Source organism: Peribacillus sp. N1, from assembly GCF_054600815.1.
The window spans coordinates 68819-87696 of the sequence record NZ_BAAHZO010000010.1; the positions used below are offsets into that span (position 1 = coordinate 68819).

The window sequence follows — 18878 nt, forward strand, 5'->3', positions numbered from 1 at the left end:
AAGAAGGGGGTAAAACGGAGTGCTTAATATTCAGGACCAAGATGTGCGCTGGCAATTGTCCGGCGCGCAATCCGGTATCTGGTTTGCCCAGCAGCTGGAGCCGGATAATCCGATTTATAACACAGGGGAATACATAGAAATCAATGGACGGATTAATATAGAACATTTTGAAAAGGCGCTGAAACAGGCGGTCATGGAGGCGGAGTTTTTACACGTCCGCTTTGGTGAGGATCATAGTGGACCGTTTCAGGTCAGCGGAAAATCGAGCGAAGTTCCTTTTGAATTCATCGATGTCAGTGGAGAGGAAAACCCACGGGAAAAGGCTATGCAATGGATGAAAAAAGACCTGGCTCAACCGATTGACCTGAAAAATGATCCACTCTTCAATCAAGCCTTGTTCAAAGTGGATTCAGATCACTTTTTCTGGTATCAGCGCATTCACCATATTGTAATGGATGCTTTTGGATTTTCACTTATCTCGCAACGAGTAGCCAAACTATATACGGCTCTTCAGAAGGGTCAGATTTTGGCGGAAGGTGCCTTCGCTCCTTTACATTTACTTCTTGAGGAAGATAAGGCGTACAGAAAATCCGAGAAGTTCGAACTTGATCGCAAGTTTTGGCAAGATCGTTTTGCTGATCAGCCAGAGGTCATGAGCCTGGCTGATCGAGCTCCTCGGACTTCTAAAGGATTCATTAGTCAAACGGGTTATCTATCATCTGCAGCTACAATATCTTTAAAAGCGAATGCACATAAATATTCAGGAAGCTGGCATGAAGTGGTGATTGCAGTAACGGCCGTTTACGTAAATCGATTGACAGGCTCAAAAGATGTCATCCTGAGTTTACCGATGATGGGCCGGTTGGGATCTTCCTCATTGAACATCCCCAGTATGGTCATGAATCTGCTGCCACTCCGGTTGTCTGTACAGCCTGATATGAGTTTTCAAGAGTTAGTGAAGCAAGTGTCGAAGGAAGTCCGTACCATCCGCCGTCATCAAAATTACAGACATGAAGAATTGCGTCGAGACCTTAAACTGCTCGGTGATAATCAGCGATTATTCGGGCCTCAAATTAATGTTATGCCGTTTGATTATGGTCTGGACTTTTCAGGAAGTAAAGCGATCACACATAAGCTGGCAACAGGTCCTGTCGATGATTTGTCGATTAACATTTATGACAAGTCCGATGGAAACGGGCTAAGGATTGATTTAGATGCAAACCCAGAGGTATATACTATTGAAGATTTGAGTACTCACCATAAGCGTTTCCTGAGTTTACTTGAAATGGTTGCTGCTGCAGAGAATGTCCAATCAATTGGGGAAATTGAACTGCTTTTACCTGAGGAACAGCAGCAAGTCCTGCATGAATGGAATCGAACGGAAACAGAGCTTCCAAAAGGACATTTACCTGGATTGTTCGAGGACCAAGTGTTAAAAACCCCTGATTGGACAGCTGTAATCGATGAAAACACGGTTCTTACATATAAGGAATTAAACAGGCGGGTCAATCAACTGTCACATCTCCTTTTGGAGAAGGGGATAGGACCTGAGAAATTCGTTGCTATAGCCCTGAACCGTTCGGTGGATATGGTCATTTCCATGTTGGCTGTGTTAAAGACAGGAGCGGCCTATTTACCTATAGACCCGGATTATCCAACGGATCGAATCGATTTCATGCTTGATGATGCAAGGCCATCTTCCATCATTACAAGTGAAGAATTATCTTCAAAACTATCCGGGGCCCATGGAACGGAGCACATCGTGTTGGATGAGGAAGAGACCATTATTGCGCTGGGGAATCAGCCGGATATAAATGTGGAGGATGAACAAAGGAATGGAGCGATGTCCCCGCTTAACCCGGCTTATATGATCTACACTTCGGGTTCTACAGGGAAGCCAAAAGGTGTCGTGATTCAAGCGGCAAGCGTTATCAATTTCCTTTATTCAATGCAAAACGAATTTTCATTGGACCATCGCGATCGGCTCCTTGCGGTTACAACCATTGCCTTTGATATATCAGGCTTGGAAATTTTCCTGCCGCTTTTGAACGGAGCAAGCTGTGTCATAGCTGCTAAGGAAACGATTCAAGACCCTAGAACTTTGTCCGAGATGATCGTTCAACATGAGATAAGCATCATGCAGGCCACACCAACGCTTTGGCATTCACTTGTGGCGAATTATCCTGATGTGATAAAGAATTTCAGGGTGCTAGTAGGAGGAGAGGCACTTTCGATCAGCCTGACAAACGCTTTACATGAATTAGGATGTGAAGTGACGAATCTGTACGGGCCGACGGAAACGACAATATGGTCATCATCGATTACCCTTGATCCGAACGAGAGCGGTATGCCCTCGATCGGCAAGCCCCTTTGGAATACACAGGTATATGTGCTGGATGCAGCTTTGAAGCCCGTTCCTAAAGGGACTGTAGGGGAGTTATATATTGCAGGTTTAGGGCTTGCACGTGGATATTTAGGCCGCCCGAATTTAACGGCTGAGCGGTTTGTCGCTAATCCGAATGGTCCAAAGGGTAGCCGCATGTATCGAACCGGCGATCTTGTTCGTTGGAGAGAAGATGGCTCATTGGATTATATCAGCCGGGCCGATCATCAAATCAAAATTCGGGGTTATCGTATCGAATTGGGTGAAATTGAAGCGAAACTTACCCAGCATCCTGACGTTGACCAGGCTGCAGTCATTGTTCGTGAAGATCAGCCTGGAGATAAACGTGTCGTGGCCTATATCGTCCCTTCTTTGAAAACGGCACCGGAATCTGTTGAACTTCGGGAATTTGCAGGCAGCAGTCTACCGGAATACATGGTGCCTTCCGCGATCATAACGATGGACGAGTTGCCATTGACACCAAATGGAAAGCTTAACCGGAAAGAATTGCCCGTGCCCGACCTCACTGCACTTGTATCAAATCGGGCCCCTGGAACACCGCAGGAGGAAATATTGAGCGATCTTTTTGCCGAGGTTCTTGGTCTTTCGCGGGTCGGTATCGATGATAGCTTCTTTAATTTAGGCGGTCACTCCCTTCTTGCTTCAACACTGATGGCTCGAATCAGAGATACATTCGGAGTCGAAATAGGCATTGGTAAACTGTTTGAAACACCAACAGTTTCGGGCCTTGTTAAACAGCTTTCCAATGGAAAAAGTGCAAGGTTACCTGTAAAGAAAGCCGAGAGGCCGGAAACGGTGCCCCTTTCCTTTGCACAGAGGCGATTATGGTTCCTTCACCGTCTTGAAGGGCCTAGTCCAACGTACAATATTCCGCTGGTTGTTGAATTGTCCGGTGAAATAGATACTAGGTCACTCGAGGCTGCGATCAATGATGTAGTCGAACGTCATGAAACGTTGCGCACGCTTTTCCCTGTCACCTCGGGCACTGCTCATCAATATGTGCTGGATGCCTCCGAAGCACAAGTGGAATTGTTGGTATCGCACATCAAAGAGTCCGAACTTGAAGCGGAAATCGCTACAGCTGCACGATATAGTTTCAATCTTGCAAAAGAACCGGCCATATGTGCGCAGCTTTTCACAATGGCCCCCAACAAGCATGTATTGGTTTTATTATTACATCATATTGCAGGAGATGGGTGGTCCCTGACACCGCTAACCCGCGATCTAACGGCAGCTTATGTGGCGCGATGTAAAGGTGAAGAACCTAACCTGCCTCCGTTGCCTGTACAGTATGCCGATTATGCTCTTTGGCAGGAAAGCCTTTTAGGTAGTGAGGGTGATGAATCCAGTTTAGCCATTGAACAAATGGAATACTGGAAAGAGACTTTGGCTAATCTGCCGGATCAATTGGAATTGCCCACTGATTATCCGCGGCCGCTTGAAGCTAGTTATAAAGGTGAAACCGTAGACTTTTCAATCAATCCTGAAATGCATCGACGTTTACTGGATTTGGCCCATGATAATGGCGTCAGCTTATTCATGGTCTTGCAATCTGGACTGTCGGCACTCCTCACTCGCCTTGGGGCAGGTAACGATATCCCAATCGGAAGTCCGATAGCAGGCCGAAGTGACGATGCCTTAAGCGATCTTGTAGGAATGTTCATCAACACATTGGTGTTACGGACGGATACTTCCGGTGACCCCACTTTCCGTGAACTTCTTGACAGGGTGCGAAGGGTTAATTTAAATGCCTATGAGCATCAAGACTTGCCTTTTGAGCGTTTGGTAGAAGTGTTGAATCCAGTCCGCTCTCGATCTAGGCATCCATTATTCCAGGTCATGCTGGCGCTGCAGAATACGCCTGATCCGAAATTGGAGCTTCCAGGGATACACTCCAACCTGAAGTTATATGGCGTAGGGGCATCAAAGTTCGATATGACGATCGAATTACGTGAAGACCATGCTGAAAATGGCAGTCCGGATGGGATAAACGGCTTCCTTGAATATAGTACAGATCTATTTAAGCGTGAGACCGCCGAGATGCTAATAAATCGATTAATAAAATTGTTGGACGGCGCCATTTCGGAACCGGACCGGCAAATTGGACATTTGGAAATAATGTCACCTGAAGAGCGCCAGGAAATCCTTGTGGATTGGAATGGAAGTTCCGAAGAAATACCGCATAAGAGCTTACCTGCATTACTGGAAGAACGGGTAAGCCAGTATCCTCACAATATTGCATTGGTATATGAGGGCACTTCATTGACTTATGATGAGTTAAACAAAAAAGCGAATCAGCTAGCCCATCTATTGATTGCTAAAGGTGTAGGGCCAGAGCAATTCGTTGCATTGGCCATGCCTAGATCATTGGAAATGGTTATAGGATTGCTGGCTGTACTCAAGGCAGGAGCTGCATATTTGCCTTTAGATCCTGAATATCCAAATGATCGGTTAACGTTCATGCTGTCTGATGCTCAGCCTGCTTGTGTTCTAACGAGTTCGGGTGTAGCTTCCAAGCTTCCTGAGATGCATGATATCAGGCAAATCATAATGGATGAAGCCAGTACGATAGAAGAATTGGCAGATCACTCAATCCTCAATCCAACGGATCGTGATCGCATTCACCCGTTATCACCTTTAAATTCGGCATATATCATATATACTTCCGGATCCACCGGTTTACCAAAAGGAGTAGTGGTCCCGCACCAGAATGTAATCAGACTTTTTGGATCGACGGAACATTGGTACCATTTCAATTCCGAAGATGTGTGGACGATGTTCCACTCTTATGCCTTTGACTTTTCGGTTTGGGAGATTTGGGGAGCTTTACTTCACGGAGGCAAGCTTGTGGTCGTCCCTCATTCCATCAGCCGGTCACCGGAAGAATTTTTACAACTGCTTGTTAAAGAAGGAGTAACGGTACTGAACCAGACACCATCAGCATTTTATCAATTGATGCAGGCTGATCGGAAAATGCCGGCACTAGGGCAGGACATTAAATTACGCTTCGTGATTTATGGCGGGGAGGCACTTGAACTGAGCCGTTTGGAGGATTGGTACAGTCGCCATCCGGAAAATGCGCCATATCTCATCAACATGTATGGAATAACGGAAACCACCGTTCATGTCAGCTATCTTGAGCTTAATCGGAATATAACATCCATAAAAGCAAATAGCCTGATTGGCTGTGCCATTCCCGATCTGGGCGTGTATGTGTTGGATGCAAGCTTACAGCCAGTTCCGCCAGGGGTAGTTGGAGAACTTTATGTTTCCGGACCTGGTCTGGCCCGTGGTTATTTAGGCCGACCAGGTTTGACGGCTGACCGTTTTGTTGCCAACCCATTCAGTTCAACAGGCAGCAGAATGTACCGCACCGGTGACTTGGCCCGTTGGCTTGTAGACGGATCTTTGGATTATATAGGCCGGGCCGATCATCAGATTAAAATCCGCGGATTCCGTATTGAATTGGGTGAAATCGAGGCATTGGTTGCTCAGCATGCCCATATTGAACAAGTTGCGGTAGTGGTTCGTGAAGACAATCCGGGTGATAAGCGTCTGGTCGCATATGTAGTGTCTGCGTCAAATGTCACCTTCGATCCGGCACATGTACGTCAATTTGTTGCAAACAGCCTACCGGATTACATGGTGCCATCAGCCTTTGTTGAAATGGGTGAATTGCCTTTGACACCGAATGGTAAGCTGGATCGCAAGGCATTGCCGGCGCCGGAATTCGGTTCCAATCAATCAGGGCGAGGACCGAGAACTCCACAGGAAGAGATTCTGTGCGACCTTTTTAAGGAGGTTCTCGATTTGCCCCATGTCGGAATAGATGATGGATTTTTTGATCTTGGTGGCCACTCGCTGCTTGCCGTCCATTTGATGAGCAAAATACGTGAAGCACTTGGCGTTGAATTGAGTATTGGTAACCTATTCGAGGCTCCGACTGTTGCAGGGCTCGCTGAACGGCTTGAAATGGGCACGAGCAAAAGTGCTTTGGACGTCCTGTTGCCGCTTAGGAAAAACGGGCCGGAACTTCCGCTGTTTTGTGTACATCCGGCTGGAGGACTAAGCTGGTGCTATGCTGGGTTAATGAATGCACTGGGGCCTGACTACCCAATCTATGGGTTACAAGCACGAGGAATATCACAGCGGGAGCTACTACCGCAAACGCTGACTGAAATGGCGGCGGACTATATCGATCAGTTACGGACAATCCAGCCGGAAGGACCTTATCATCTATTGGGATGGTCACTCGGAGGCAATGTCGTTCATGCAATGGCCACTCAATTGCAAAATGAGGGAGAGGACGTACGCCTGGTGGCAATCCTCGATGCATATCCAAGTCACTTCTTGCCAATGAAAGAGGCTCCGGATGATGAGGAGGCTTTGATCGCATTGCTGGCATTGGGAGGTTATGATCCTGATAGTTTAGGAGACCAGCCATTGGATAATGCCAGTGCCATAGAAATTCTCCGTCGAGATGGCAGTGCATTGGCTAGTCTAGAAGAAGAAACGATCCTTAACCTTAAAGAGACATATGTAAATTCAGTCCGAATCATGGGTGAGTATCAACCTACAACCTTTAAGGGGAATGTGCTGTTCTTCAGGTCGACGATCATCCCGGATTGGTTTGATCCCATTTATCCAGATTCATGGAACCCATATATCCATGGATTGATTGAACAGCATAATATTGAATGCCGCCATAAGGATATGTGCCAGCCGGAACCGCTTGCTGAAATTGGCCAGGTGATCGCTGCCAAACTATCCACCATGAAGAAGCTAGCAAGAAATAATGAAGGAGGACATATCTGATGACCAACCCTTTCGAAAATGAAAATGGCATCTACCATGTATTGATAAATGAAGAAGGTCAACATTCCCTTTGGCCCGCCTTTTTGGTTATTCCAGAAGGCTGGTCCGTCATATATCGGGAGGAAAGCCGGCAGGATTGCTTGGAATATATCAACAAAAACTGGACGGATTTGCTGCCCAATAGTTTAAAACTAGTTGCCAGCAGTGATGGAACAAAGTGAAATCCAGGATACAGCTAGACCCTAAAATAGTAGTGTGCATCGTTTATGTCATAGCGATGTTCATGGTTTCGATGGACGGGACGATTGTCAATGTGATCCTCCCGACAATCAGTAATGAATTTAAACTTGATCCTTCTTCAACCAGTGGCATTAATATTGGATATTTAGTTAGCCTGGCTGTCTTCCTTCCGGTAGCGGGTTGGCTTGGGGATCGTTTTGGGACCAAGAAGATCTTCTTGATTGCATTGGGTGTCTTTACGGCTGCCTCCTTTCTATGCGGATTTGCCAATAATCTGCAAACCTTGAACTTGTTCAGGGTTTTGCAGGGGGCTGGAGGCGGGGTCCTGACACCGGTGGGAATGGCGATTTTATTTAGAACGTTCTCTGCGGAAGAACGGCCAAAGGTTTCCCGTTCCCTTGTGCTTCCCATTGCATTCGCACCAGCCATTGGTCCGATCGTTGGCGGGTTCTTCACGGAGCAGCTGTCTTGGCGCTGGGCATTTTATATAAATGTTCCTTTCGGGATTATGGTCCTGTTAATCGGTGTACTGTTTTTAAAAGAACATAAAGAGCCCACGGCTGGCAGGTTGGATCTTCCGGGATTCCTGCTGTCAGCTGCAGGCTTTTCGATGCTGATGTATGCAATGAACATAGGTCCATCCAAAGGATGGGACTCCCCGGTTATCGTGTATACAGGAATTATCGGTGCAGTTCTTGTTCTCTCATTTATTCTATTGGAACTGCGAGTGGACAAGCCGATGCTTGATTTGCGTTTATTATCCGATCGATTGTTTCGGACATTGGGCATCATCTCATTATTTTCAATGGCCGGCTTATTGGGGATGCTCTTTGTGTTCCCGTTAATGTATCAAAGTGCGCTTCATGCCTCAGCCTTGGAAAGCGGTCTGACGACATTCCCGGAAGCCATAGGTTTGATGGTGGCATCCCGGATGCTGCCTTTAACTACAAAGAAACTGGGCATACATCAGGTGATCCGGATGGGGCTGCTTAGCACAATCATCATTTATACCTTGATTAGCCTTCTGGGACCGACGGCCAACCCGTGGTTCCTTCGGGCCCTATTATTTAGCGTCGGTGTATGCTTGGGACATACAGTTGTGGCCATACAGTACTCAACTTTCACTAATATCAACTCGGCTTCGATGGGGATGGCCGCCACATTGTTCAATGTTCAAAACCGGATTGGCTCTGCGATGGGTGTCGCCATCCTAGCCAGCATCCTGGGGGCAGTGGGCGCTGACACGATGGGAACGAATGGGCATGTTGACTTATCATCCTATCAATTCGCTCTCTTCGGTTCTGCCGTTTTGCTCGTCATAGCCCTATTATTTGCGATGCGCTTGAGGAAGGATGATTTTAAGGCCATCATACCGAAACAGGACAGGGCTAATTCCCTTGATGTAAAACCGGTCAAAAGCGGGTAAGTTCACTCATTCAGTTAATGTATCGGGTAGAGGGAGGTCACTGTGATTTTAACCAGTGGCCTCCCCTTCATTTTGCAGCAGTAAGGGGAAGGGGCAGGAGAAATGGTTGAATTATATATATGTAAATTGCCTCTAAAGAAAGAGGAGTCCGACTTAAATAAGCTGCTTGTCCATGTTTCAGCCGAAAGGCAAAATCGGGTGAAAAGGTTCGTCAAGTTGGATGATGCGTACCGTTCCTTTATAGGGGATTTGTTGGTACGGTTTGTTCTTAAAGAACGATACGGTCCAGTTAAGGAAGGACTGGATTGGATGACAAATTCATATGGGAAGCCTTTTTTATCCAATTTTCCATCGTTCCATTATAATATTTCCCATTCCGGTGAGTATGTGGTTTGTGCCGTGCATGATGCAGAAGTGGGAGTGGATATAGAGAAAGTTGGGCCGTTTGATTTACAGCTGGCCAAGGGTTTCTTTACGGAAGAAGAGTATAAGCAAGTATTGGAAGCAGAGGACGGACTTTCTTCCTTTTATGATATATGGACTTTGAAGGAAAGCTATATCAAAGCAAAAGGTAAGGGCTTATCCATACCTTTGCACAGCTTTAATGTGAGACGGCATGGCATGGAAGACATTCAGTTAACTGATCTACATGGCAATATACCAATAACGGACTTCACCTGTAGGCAGTATCAGGTAGACAGCGAGTATCGGCTTGCCGTTTGTGCATATCAGGTGAGTGCCAATAGTTTTAAGGATCACCACAGATCAGTCACTTTTCATCAAATTTGTGAGGGTCTGATAGATCACTCTTGAATGAGAGAACACGGATTAAAGGTGTTTCAAATGAAAATACGGTAGTATTCCATTGGCTTTCGGCGGCTTGGTATGGCAGTGGAAACTATCGAATACGGAGGTATGGAATTTGCGGAATATTAATATAGCACACGTTATCGAGGGTAGTAAATTTAACTCATTCCATCTTTCCGTTTTACTATGGTGCATTTTTCTTATTCTTTTTGATGGCTTTGATCTTGTAGTTTATGGAGCGGTCATACCGAGTTTAGTTGAAGAATGGGATACAGCGCCAAGCGTTTTGGGCCTGATTGGAAGTTTAACTTTGGTAGGTGGCCTGATAGGTTCACTATTTTGCGGGATTTTAGCAGATAAAGTGGGCAGGAAGAAAATGATCATTTCTTGTGTCGCACTTTTTGGCACATTTACGTTATTGACAGGTTTTGCTCAAGGGCCGGTTGATTTTGCAATTTACCGGTTTACGGCTGGGGTGGGCCTTGGGGGGATTCCTCCATTGTTGGTCGTTCTTACTTCGGAATATTCACCTAAGTCCATTAAAAATATAATGGTGGGCGTCATGTTTAGCGGTTATTCGATCGGAGGCATTTTGGTGTCGCTATTAGGAATGAAAGTGATTCCGGATCTAGGTTGGCAGTGGATGTTTTTCATAGGTGCCATTCCGCTAGTATCGATACCCTTTTTAATTAAATACTTACCCGAATCCCTCTATTATTATGTTGAAAATGGAGAATATAAAAAGGCTAAAGCGATAGTGAAGCGCTTGGACCCTTCCTATGTCCCTCATGAACATGATAGATTCAAAAATGATTTAAAATCAGCGACGGGCGTCCCTGTAGTCAAGCTATTTGAAAACCGGCGAGGAAGAACTACCATCATGTTCTGGATTGCTTGTTTCATGGGATTATTAATGGTCTATGGATTGGGAACCTGGTTGCCTCAATTGATGGTTGAAGCAGGTTATCCACTAAAGTCCAGTTTGCTATTCCTTTTTTCCTTGAATATCGGGGCGATAATTGGGTCGATATGCGGAGGATGGTTAGCGGATCGGATTGGGTCGAAAAGAGTTCTCATCAGTTTATTTACGTTTGGCGCCATTTGTTTAATTTTACTTGGTTTTAAACCGGGAACAATCGTTTTATATTTCTTGGTTGCAGTAGCAGGGGCGGCATCCATAGGATCGCAAAATTTAAACAATGCATATATTTCAACTTTCTATCCAACTTATATTAAATCGACCGCACTTGGCTGGGCACTTGGAATCGGCAGGTTCGGTGCCATTCTGGGACCTTCGATTGGCGGAGTATTAATAGAGTTAAAGTTGCCCATTTATATGAATTTCATCAGTTTTGCACTTCCAGCCTTAATTGCAGCAGTGGCAATAATTTTCATTCAGGATAAATACAACAGTTCGAGGACCTTGGAGTTCCAACAACGGTACGAAAAGATAGATTGATAGAAGGCTAATGTTCGTTAGCGTGATATGGAGGATATATAATGGCCAATTTCGTTTGCCAGATATGTGGTCGTGGATTTAAAAGTTATAACGAAAATGCTAAATACTGTTCCCAGATCTGTAAAGGGACAGCCTACATAAAATATGAATTAAAGAAATGTAGTCAATGCGGGAAGAAGTACAAACCAAGAAAGGCAAATAGCAAATATTGTTCTTTGGATTGCAGCAGCAAGGGCAGGAAAAACCGTAAAGGATCTGGTTAATTTCCCAGCATTCATTTCTGCTTTGCGGATTGCTTCCGTATATGGTCAAAAAAAAGAGCCTGTTTTATTGAAAACAGGCTCTAAATATTAGGTCTTAAGACTCAGCGGAAAAGAGTATTATGCATTCGAGCATATGCTGGTTATTTCTGCTGCATCAACGATACGCTGAACTTCAGATCCCTCAAGTGTTTCTTTTTTCAATAACTCTTCAACAAGCTCTTCATACTGTAGGCGATTCGAGTCAATCAACATTTCCGTTTCAGAAATCGCTTTCGTGAATAATTCCTGCATCTTTTGCTCCTTCTCGCCTTTATTAAAGGTGAGGGTAAATCCATCTTGAAGCATTCCGGTATCGACCATTTGTTCAAGTAGATGTTTCGCCTGCTGCACATCCCCGCCTACACCGATGCTATGTTCTCCTAAATACATTCTTTCCGCCACGCCGCCTGCTAAAATCATTTTGACTTGATCAAGCAATTCACTGGCTGTTGCCAGATGGAGTTCTTTAGGTATTGGCGCTACATACCCAAGGGCTTCCCCACGCGGAATGATGGTTGCCTTTCGAACGGAACCGGGCTTTGTCAAAGCTGCGATCAGGGCATGTCCACTTTCATGGATGGCCACGCGACGCTTCGTATCCACATCATTCAAGGTACGTGATGTCGCTCCAAGTATCGTGCGATCAATGGCGTAATCAAGATCCTGTTTACGAATCATATCCTGTTCATTCCTCAGGGCATGACGTGATGCAGTATCGAACAGGGAGCTTAAGTCAGCACCGGAGAAACCGGATGTACTTTCAGCCAACTCATCCAGGGAAGCAAGGACATCTGTCGCCAGACGCTTACCCTTCGTATGGATATTGATGATTTCCTTTCTTCCTTGTGTATCCGGAAGTGGAACTTGGAAAGAGAAATCGATCCTGCCTGGACGTAGAAATGCCTCATCGAGCATATCTTTCCGGTTGGTCGCTGCAATGAATAAAATCCCTTCATTTGGATGGCCCCCATCCAATTGCACTAGCAGTTCAGTTAACGTTTTTTCGCCTTCTTCACCGCCATGAGCTTTCCTTTTACCAGCCAATGCGTCGACTTCATCGATGAAAATGACAGCTGGCGATTGCTTACGTGCATTTTGGAAAAGGCTGCGGACACGGGCTGCACCGACTCCAACAAACATTTCGTTGAAGGCTGAACCGCTCGTTGAGAAGAAGTTTGCACCAAGCTCTTTTGCGATTGCCTGTGCAAGCAAGGTTTTCCCCGTTCCAGGGGGGCCGTATAATAAAATGCCTTGAGGCGGCTTAATTCCAATTTTAGCTGAACGCTCAGGTTCCTTTAGTGTAGTGAGTGTCTGCAGGATTTCCTGTTTGATTTCGGATTGCAAACCGCCTACATCATCCAAAGTTATCTCTGGCAGGGGCTTTGGGGTGGAAAGGCTTTGTTTTTTACTGCCGATCCGCAATCCGCCCTTTGATTTTTTCTGTATAATGACAGCGGTTGTGACGAGAGCCGCCATTAATCCGCCTAAAATCCATAATGCTGATTTATTAGTTGATGAAAAAGAATATTGAACGTTATAAGTTTCGACAAGTTTATTGATCATTTGACTGTTGGGAGGAATACTGGAAACGTATTCTCCATCTGGTGTGGAGATGTGAAGAGTGCCATTTCTTTTTTCTTCAATGGTGACAAGGGCTCCATCTTGGGCTTTAATCGTCTTTTCCACCGAGGAAAAAGGAATGACCATATCCTTTGACTGAGTAACAACATACCAACTGATTCCAGAAATTATCACAATGAGAGCCGTCAGGAACGGCAGCAATTTCGAAACTAATTTAGAGTTCGAGTTCAATTTTTCATCTCCTTTAAGTATATATATTCAGTATAAAATTTTTAAACATGTTATCTATAGGTCTTTATGCCTTAAATTAAAGGTAAATAATGTTAAAGTCAAGAAATAATATTTATTACAAAAGTTTAAAGAGTCCGGAATTTAGAAATATTTAATCTAACCGGCATATTAGACTTTTTAAATGCGAAATGCTAAAGTGAAATGGTCTAAGTCATGAAAAAATAAAATGGTAGAAGAGTGTGAAGTTCTATGAGTAAATTTATAAAAGACTATATGATTACGATGAAGGATATCGTTAGAGAAGGTGATCCCATTCTGCGTCAGGTAACGGATGAAGTTAGCCTGCCGATTTCGGATGAAGATCGTGAAACGTTGGAATGCATGATGCAATACCTGAAAAACAGCCAGGACCCAAAACTCCAAAAGAAGTACAACTTACGTGAAGGAGTTGGGTTGTCTGCAAATCAGATAGGCTTGAATAAACGCATGTTCGTCATGTATTTTCCCGATGAAAAAGGGAAGCTGTTTGAATATGCCCTTGTGAATCCGAAAATCATCAGCCATTCTGCCACAATGATCTATTTACCGCAAAGTGAAGGCTGCCTTTCCGTCGACCGTGACATTAAGGGGTATGTACCTCGTTATGAACGGGTTAAAATCAAAGCTTTGGATGGTAATGGTGAGGAAATAGAGATGCGGCTGAAGGGCTTTGCTGCAATCGTGTTTCAACATGAGTTAGATCATTTAAACGGGATGATGTTTTATGACCGGATCAACACCGAAAACCCTTTCAAGCTTCCGGAAAACGTGGAAGTGAAAAGTCTGTAAGGAAAAAAGGCAAAGCGACATGCTTTGCCTTTTTACTGTTTTATGGCTGCACAAGCATATCCTCTTCCATATGCTTGTGCAGATCACTGAGTATGGCAAGGTTCTGTTAGCTTAGCTAAGAGTTCGGATAATGTACCCTAATATAAGAAATGCCTCTGGTTTAACTGTCTCCAAAACATACGTCCTTCAAACTTCTCACCTCGGTATCTTCACTTCCTATTATAGAAGGGAGATGAAAAACAAAAAGCGCTGCAAACGCAGCGCTTTTTGTTTATTGTAAGTATTCCTTTTTTGAAGGTGTTTCCACTCTTGTTTTACCCATGAAGAATACCGTGATTGCTGCAAGACCGATCGGAATGAGAGCCAAGGTGAATATCAATGATATCGAATCGGACATCGCATGAACGATTTTATCCAGGATAAAGTCCGGAATCTCGGCACGTGCATCCGATTGGAAGAGCTGACGTGGGTCATCCATCAAGCCGGCTGTATCCGGACCTCCTTGCATTCCTTTAAATGCATCCGTCATTTTACTTTGGAATACATTGGTCTGAATCGCTCCATAAATCGTTACACCGAGTGTCATCCCAAATGAACGGAGGAATGAGTTTGTTGAGTTGGCCGACCCCCTGAATCTAGGTTCCAAGTTGTGAATGGACGCAATAGGCAAAAGGGAGAAGGAAAAGCCCATGCCAAATCCAGTCAGAATCATATACAAAGTTAATAAAGTCCTGCTGGTATCAGGGGTGATGGTTCCTAATAGAAGCATTCCTGCAAAATAACAGATGACAGAAACCGTCATTAAGTTGCGAAAACTTGTCTTTGTATTGAATATCCCGCCAACTGCACTGCCGAATACAGAACCAAGCATCATGGGAGTTAGGATCAATCCGGCATTCGTTGCAGAACCACCGTAAACTGCCTGCACGAAAATCGGGATATAGACGGTTAATATAATGAATGTACCGCCATAAAGAATGGCTAAGATCTGAGAAGTGGCAAATAATCGCCTTTTAAACAGCCATAATGAAATGATTGGATCTTTTGCCCTTTTTTCGAAAAAGAAAAATGCAACGAAGAAAACCAAAAAACTGGCAAACAGGCCTATGATGGGAGAGGAACTCCAGCCATACTCCCCGCCCAGTTCGAGAGCGAACATTAAGCTGATAACGGCAATGACGAGTGTTGCTGCGCCACCCCAATCAATTTTTTGCTCTTGGTTGTTGGGTGACTCCTTGTAGTAATTCCAGATGAAAAATAAAGAAATGATCCCAATCGGAACATTGACGTAGAAAATCCAGTGCCAGCTGGAATATTCAGTAATATAAGCGCCTAAAAGTGGTCCCAATACGCTTGATGCCCCAAACACAGCACCGAAAAGTCCAGTTAATTTTCCCCGTTTTTCAGGTGGGAAAATATCAAAAATGATCGTAAAGGCTATAGGCATCAAAGCGCCTCCGCCTATCCCTTGGATTGCACGGAAGATACTTAACTGCACTATGCTCTGGGCCATGCCGCATAATGCGGAGCCGATTAAAAAGACTATAAGTCCAAAAATAAAAAACCTCTTTCTTCCATACATATCGGAAAGCTTACCGAATATCGGCATACTTGCCATCGTGGCGACCATATAGGCAGATGTCACCCATACAAACTTATCGAATCCGCCTAAATCAGAAACGATCGTTCCCATTGCAGTCGCAACAATCGTATTATCCATTGCTGACATCAAGATACCCAATAGTAAACCGGCAACAATGAATTTTTGTTTCTTTTGAGCGTTCATTTATTTTCCTCCTTCGTATCAACCAGCTCATGAATTTCCTTTACATGGTTGAAGGGTAAACGTTAAGATGAAACAAAACATTTATCTTGAAAATCAAGATAAATTTAAGTGTAAAAGGGGTGGCATTTTATGTCAAGCGATAATAAGGTGAATGGAGCTCTGCTAAAGAGCTTAACACACAGATTGCAGCGGTATGGAATGAGATCCGTATTATTTCAACAAAATATGGCCCACAAAATAGGTGTATCCCATACGGACTTAAAGAGTGCTGAAATATTGAATGAAACTGGACCGATTACGGCCGGTGAATTATCCAAAATTACAGGATTGAGCACGGGATCGGTCACGGCACTGATCAATCGCCTTGAGAAATCCGGTTATGTTAAAAGAGAACGAGATCAATTGGACGGAAGACGGGTGATGATTGCACCGATACCCGAAAGGCAGGAACAGATTAAATCGCACTATCAATCGCTTTCTATGGCCACCAAGGAGTTATGTTCATCTTATAATGAACAAGAGCTAATATTGATCAATCAATTTGTTGAGGATATCACAAAAATCATGGACAAAGAAAATGACAAATTAATGAGTGAGCGGGAAAGGTAGCCGGTATGCAGGCTGCCTTTTTTATTTTTAGCCAGCTGGCAGTTTCTTATCAATAATAAAAGGAGTAGAGTGAAATTTATTTAAAAGAGAATGAACAATGTCACGTTTCCAGTAAAATATATATTGATAATGATTTTCATTATCTGCTAATATGAATCTACAAATCATTTCAAAGGGAGAATACACTATGAAAAAAGCAATGGCGTCATTAGCGGTCTTACTATCAACCAGCCTATTATTTGGCTGTGCGCAGGAAAAGGAAGAAGCCAAGCCGGCAGATGATAATGCCAAAGAAGCAAGTGCGAGTAAGCTTGATGATGTATCTAGCGAGTACCGGGAATATGCCATCGGTGAAATAGAAGAGTTCGTAAACGCAACGGAAGAATTCACTGAGGCCGTATCTGCCGGTGATATTGAAAAAGCGAAGGAATTATACGCACCAGCCCGTATGCATTATGAGAGAGCGGAACCAATCGCTGAAGTATTTGGGGATCTTGATCCCAAAATCGATGCGCGTGAAGGGGATGTCAAAGATGAAGACTGGGGCGGTTACCATAGGATTGAAATGGGGCTATGGCAAGAAAATACAACGAAGGGCTACGAAAAGTATGCAGAACAATTAATGAGCGACGTCAATTTGCTTCGAGCCAAAGTTGAAACGGTTGAGGTAACACCTGATTTGTTGATCACGGGTGCGGTGGATTTATTGAATGAAGTTTCCACGAGCAAAGTGACAGGAGAAGAAGACCGATACTCCCATACCGACCTGTATGATTTCGTTGCAAATGTTGAAGGTGCAGAAAAGATCTATGAACTGCTTACTCCAGCGCTGAAAGAAAAGGACGCGAAGCTTGCTGAGGAAATCCAACAACGTTTTGACGATGTATACGGCTTGCTTGAAAAGCATAAAGAAGGGGATGGCTACATCTCATATACGGATTTAAAGAAATCTGAAGTCAAGGAGTTAAGTCAGGCAATTGATGCATTGGCTGAACCACTTTCGCAAATAGGGATTGTAACGGAGGAATCTTAATTGAAAGAACATACGCCTAAAGATGAAACCGGACTTTTTACAAAAAAAGTGAGTCGTCGAAATATGTTGAAAACGGCAGGAGTTGGTGGAATCGGAGTCGTGATAGGGGCTTCTGGATTTGGCGGGCTGCTGACACTTTCTGAACAAAGGGCAAAGGGACAAACTAAGGATATCGTTCCTTTTTATGGAGCACATCAAGCCGGTATCACCACTGAGGCGCAAGATAACCTTTACTTCGCATCATTGGAAGTAACCACAGATAAAAGGTCAGACCTAATCCAGTTATTTAAGGATTGGACAGAGGCTGCGGCTCAGATGACTGAGGGGAATTTGATTGGTGAAGCATCACTTAATACGAATATGCCCCCAAAGGATACGGGGGAAGCGAAAGAATTATCACCCTCCAATTTAACGATCACTTTTGGAGTGGGTCCGACCCTGTTTTCGAAGGATGGCAAAGATCGATTTGGTTTGAAATCGAAAAGGCCTGCAGAATTAAAGGATCTGCCTCAATTCCCTTTAGATGCTTTAGAAGAAGAATGGAGCGGTGGGGATATTTGTATTCAAGCATGTGCAGATGATCTCCAAGTGGCTTTTCATGCCGTCCGGAACTTAGTGAGGATCGGAAGAGGGAAAACGATCATTCATTGGGCACAAACAGGTTTTCAACGGACTAAACAAGCCGATTCACAAAAAACGACACCTCGTAACCTTTTCGGGTTTAAGGATGGGACTGTCAATCCGGATACGAATAATCTCAATGAAATGAATGAGCATGTTTGGGTGAAGGGTGAGGACGGTCCTGACTGGCTTGTTGGGGGCAGTTATATGGTGGTGCGCCGAATCCAGATGTACATTGAAGTTTGGGACCGGACAATATTGAAAGAACAAGAAAATACGTTTGGCCGTCATCGTGACAGTGGAGCTCCATTAGGAATGAAGAATGAGTTCGATACCGTGGACCTTGAAGCTAAAGATCCAAATGGAAATCGGGTCATTCCGGAAGATTCGCATATGAGTCTCTCCAGGGGGGACGGAAAAGCAAAGATATTGAGGCGTCCATATTCATATGCAGATGGAATGGATCCTAAAACAGGGAGCTTCAATGCAGGCTTGCTATTCATTTGTTTTCAGCGAAATCCAAGTAAACAATTCATTCCCATACAAGAGCGACTGGCGAAAAATGATAAGCTCAACGAATATATCGTTCACAAGGGCAGTGCCATGTTCGCTTGTTTACCAGGTGTGAAAAAGGGTGGCTATATTGGGGATTCCCTTTTTGGAAAAATATAATCTCAAATGAGGACGTGAAAATCGCCAGCATGGAAATTATCCAGTTGGCGATTTTAGTTCATGA

Annotated in this window: 11 protein-coding genes; 9 read left to right on the plus strand and 2 right to left on the minus strand. The window is 44.3% G+C overall.

Features of this window, described 5'->3' with window-relative positions; all coding sequences use genetic code 11:
- Positions 1–19 precede the first annotated feature (19 nt).
- The 5 genes from ACYP5M_RS24870 (at position 20) to ACYP5M_RS24890 (ending at position 11151) form a co-directional block, all read left to right on the plus strand.
- Positions 20–7219 (plus strand): amino acid adenylation domain-containing protein, encoded by a 7200-nt coding sequence (locus ACYP5M_RS24870; RefSeq protein ID WP_459735652.1) that lies wholly within the window; start codon positions 20–22, stop codon positions 7217–7219.
- Positions 7219–7440: an MbtH family protein gene (locus ACYP5M_RS24875; RefSeq protein ID WP_133352763.1), complete on the plus strand. Its 222-nt coding sequence runs from the start codon at positions 7219–7221 to the stop codon at positions 7438–7440. The genes ACYP5M_RS24870 and ACYP5M_RS24875 overlap by 1 nt, the downstream gene beginning before the upstream one ends.
- A complete protein-coding gene (locus tag ACYP5M_RS24880) occupies positions 7437–8885 on the plus strand; it encodes a DHA2 family efflux MFS transporter permease subunit (RefSeq protein ID WP_459735653.1) in 1449 nt (482 codons plus the stop codon). Before ACYP5M_RS24875 ends, ACYP5M_RS24880 begins: the two co-directional genes overlap by 4 nt.
- Positions 8886–8987: 102 nt before the next feature.
- Positions 8988–9698 (plus strand): 4'-phosphopantetheinyl transferase family protein, encoded by a 711-nt coding sequence (locus ACYP5M_RS24885; protein WP_459735654.1) that lies wholly within the window; start codon positions 8988–8990, stop codon positions 9696–9698.
- Between the two features lie 109 nt (positions 9699–9807).
- The gene (locus ACYP5M_RS24890) at positions 9808–11151 is read left to right on the plus strand and encodes an MFS transporter (RefSeq protein ID WP_459735655.1); all 1344 of its coding nucleotides are present in this window, start codon (positions 9808–9810) and stop codon (positions 11149–11151) included.
- A gap of 380 nt (positions 11152–11531) precedes the next feature.
- Here ACYP5M_RS24890 and ACYP5M_RS24895 read toward each other — a convergent pair whose 3' ends face one another.
- The gene (locus ACYP5M_RS24895; RefSeq protein WP_101225704.1) at positions 11532–13265 is read right to left on the minus strand and encodes an AAA family ATPase; all 1734 of its coding nucleotides are present in this window, start codon (positions 13263–13265) and stop codon (positions 11532–11534) included.
- A 249-nt stretch (positions 13266–13514) separates the two neighbouring features.
- Between ACYP5M_RS24895 and def the strand changes: the two genes are divergently transcribed.
- Positions 13515–14093, plus strand: a complete 579-nt coding sequence (def, locus tag ACYP5M_RS24900; RefSeq protein WP_101225705.1) for a peptide deformylase — start codon at positions 13515–13517, stop codon at positions 14091–14093.
- A 271-nt stretch (positions 14094–14364) separates the two neighbouring features.
- Here def and ACYP5M_RS24905 read toward each other — a convergent pair whose 3' ends face one another.
- A complete protein-coding gene (locus tag ACYP5M_RS24905; protein ID WP_101225706.1) occupies positions 14365–15879 on the minus strand; it encodes an MDR family MFS transporter in 1515 nt (504 codons plus the stop codon).
- 129 nt (positions 15880–16008) lie between these two features.
- On the opposite strand from ACYP5M_RS24905, the gene ACYP5M_RS24910 reads away from it, so the two are divergent.
- From ACYP5M_RS24910 to efeB, 3 genes are all read left to right on the plus strand, one after another.
- Positions 16009–16488, plus strand: a complete 480-nt coding sequence (locus tag ACYP5M_RS24910; protein ID WP_230178679.1) for a MarR family transcriptional regulator — start codon at positions 16009–16011, stop codon at positions 16486–16488.
- A 187-nt stretch (positions 16489–16675) separates the two neighbouring features.
- Positions 16676–17521 carry an iron uptake system protein EfeO gene (gene efeO / locus ACYP5M_RS24915; RefSeq protein ID WP_459735656.1) on the plus strand — a complete coding sequence of 282 codons (846 nt, stop codon included), beginning with the start codon at positions 16676–16678 and terminating at the stop codon, positions 17519–17521.
- Positions 17522–18814 carry an iron uptake transporter deferrochelatase/peroxidase subunit gene (gene efeB / locus ACYP5M_RS24920; protein WP_459735657.1) on the plus strand — a complete coding sequence of 431 codons (1293 nt, stop codon included), beginning with the start codon at positions 17522–17524 and terminating at the stop codon, positions 18812–18814.
- Positions 18815–18878: the final 64 nt, after the last annotated feature.

Coding starts and splice junctions, on each gene's coding strand:
- ACYP5M_RS24875 (WP_133352763.1), top strand. CDS start 7,219: ATGACCAACCCTTTCGAAAATGAAAATGGCATCTACCATGTATTGATA.
- ACYP5M_RS24885 (WP_459735654.1), top strand. CDS start 8,988: ATGGTTGAATTATATATATGTAAATTGCCTCTAAAGAAAGAGGAGTCC.
- def (WP_101225705.1), top strand. CDS start 13,515: ATGAGTAAATTTATAAAAGACTATATGATTACGATGAAGGATATCGTT.
- ACYP5M_RS24905 (WP_101225706.1), bottom strand. CDS start 15,879: ATGAACGCTCAAAAGAAACAAAAATTCATTGTTGCCGGTTTACTATTG.
- ACYP5M_RS24910 (WP_230178679.1), top strand. CDS start 16,009: ATGTCAAGCGATAATAAGGTGAATGGAGCTCTGCTAAAGAGCTTAACA.
- efeO (WP_459735656.1), top strand. CDS start 16,676: ATGAAAAAAGCAATGGCGTCATTAGCGGTCTTACTATCAACCAGCCTA.